This is a genomic window from Endozoicomonas ascidiicola (genome assembly GCF_001646945.1).
Lineage (GTDB): Bacteria > Pseudomonadota > Gammaproteobacteria > Pseudomonadales > Endozoicomonadaceae > Endozoicomonas > Endozoicomonas ascidiicola.
Map to the genome: position 1 here is coordinate 1 of NZ_LUTV01000032.1, position 1,606 is coordinate 1,606.

Annotated in this window: 2 protein-coding genes; both read right to left on the bottom strand. The window is 45.7% G+C overall.

Features of this window, described 5'->3' with window-relative positions:
* Nucleotides 1–26: 26 nt before the first annotated feature.
* Nucleotides 27–830 carry a hypothetical protein gene (locus AKL11_RS24330; RefSeq protein ID WP_157673763.1) on the bottom strand — a complete coding sequence of 268 codons (804 nt, stop codon included), beginning with the start codon at nt 828–830 and terminating at the stop codon, nt 27–29.
* A gap of 582 nt (nt 831–1,412) precedes the next feature.
* Nucleotides 1,413–1,606, bottom strand: a 194-nt coding sequence (locus AKL11_RS26140; RefSeq protein WP_216636853.1) for a hypothetical protein, incomplete at its 5' end; no start/stop codon positions are given.

Genomic DNA, 1,606 nt, shown 5'->3' on the forward strand with positions numbered 1-1,606 from the left:
GCGCCGCACATTTTGGCGTTAGCTGCTCATTTTTTGCTCTGGCTCAAAACTGCAGCTGAAGCATTTTTACCTGCAATTTTTGCCTGTTCTCTATCGCCTGTTTTTGATAGAACATCACGATAAGCCTTCTGGTAAGCCTTCTGGTAAGCCTTCTGGTAAGCCTTCTGGTAAGCCTTACATTTTTCTGAATGTTGGTAAGCCTTCTGGGAAGCCTTATATTTCTCTGATTGATTGTAAGCCTTCTGGGAAGCCTTCCCTTTATCTGATTGTCGGTTAGCCTTCTGGGAAGCCTTCCCTTTATCTGATTGTCGGTAAGCCTTCTGGTAAGCCTTCTGGTAAGCCTTCCGGGACTCTTTTCGACTCTTGGGCTGTTTGGTGACATTTAAAGGGCAAGGGAATTCCCCTGCAGCTTCTTCCTTAGTTTGTTGTATAACGTGTTCATGTGTAGGCTTTACTATCGCTACTGGTCTACATGCTGTAGTGCTAATGCGTACATCAGTCGGTAGGGGGGAAATTAACCGCGAAGATTCTACAACTTCTGAATATATGGAATCACTCTCTGGGAGAAGCGTTGATTTCGTGTGTGAACCAGTATTTGATCCTTCTTCATTTTCGTTATAATAAAATGTTGGTTCTATATCTTCTAAAGGTACAAACTCATCGTGAGTTACAGAAAGGTCAAAATAGTCTGAATTATTTGGAGTATGACGACTTGGGAATATGGGTTCTACCGAAGAGTATTGGGTAAAGCCACACGACAAGTCATAGGTGTTTTCATCAACGCGCGGCAGGTTGAAGTAATCTGCTGATTCTGCCTCTTGTATTTGCACTGACCTTCCGAACATGCTCGGTTGTATAGTTGAATTTCCGCTCGGTATTTCGCATTCTTTAATGCTGCAACCCTTGGAGGCTAGAGTAAAGTATATATTGTCCATCGTGATAACCAACACTATAAACGATTTATTGACAGTTCTTTGCCTAATATGAGGTGTTTATATAGCTTTCCATCTGTTGCAAGTCGCGTGACTACAGGTAGGGAGTCCAACACAGAGACTTTGCAAATCTCAGGAGCTAGCAGGAACTCTAGCTCAACTGATGGAAAACAGTGAGTTTTACTGTTTTCAGTGACAGAAACTGCTGGTTTGGTGCAATGTTGCCAGTTGTTTCGCTTCAGGTCTTCGTCACAGTTTAATCATTTCACGGGCGTGCGCAGCTAACAAAAAAATCGTGTTCGTTCCGCTGCGCTCCACCGGACGCGCCCGCGGCGCGCCGCACATTTTGGCGTGTGTGCCGAGCATGGCACTTAGCTAGAGAGGTGAAAGTCCTCTTACCAGGTATTCGCAGAGCCGAAGGTTAGCGAAAGGGCAAGGGCGTTGTCGCGAGGCAGGGTCTGAAGGAAGTCCAACGCGAAATCACGGGGCGACGAACAGGAACCCGATATGAGGTGTGACGTATTCGAGGCCAGTGGGCACGTGACCATTAAGCCTTCCATCTGCAATTGGAGTACGTTTTATAAATTGGGCGTCTACGTGATGAAAGTTAAGTGTCTTACCTCGGGAGGTCTGCATTGTGTTGATGGAACAACTGACAGTAGAGCAATCTGCTG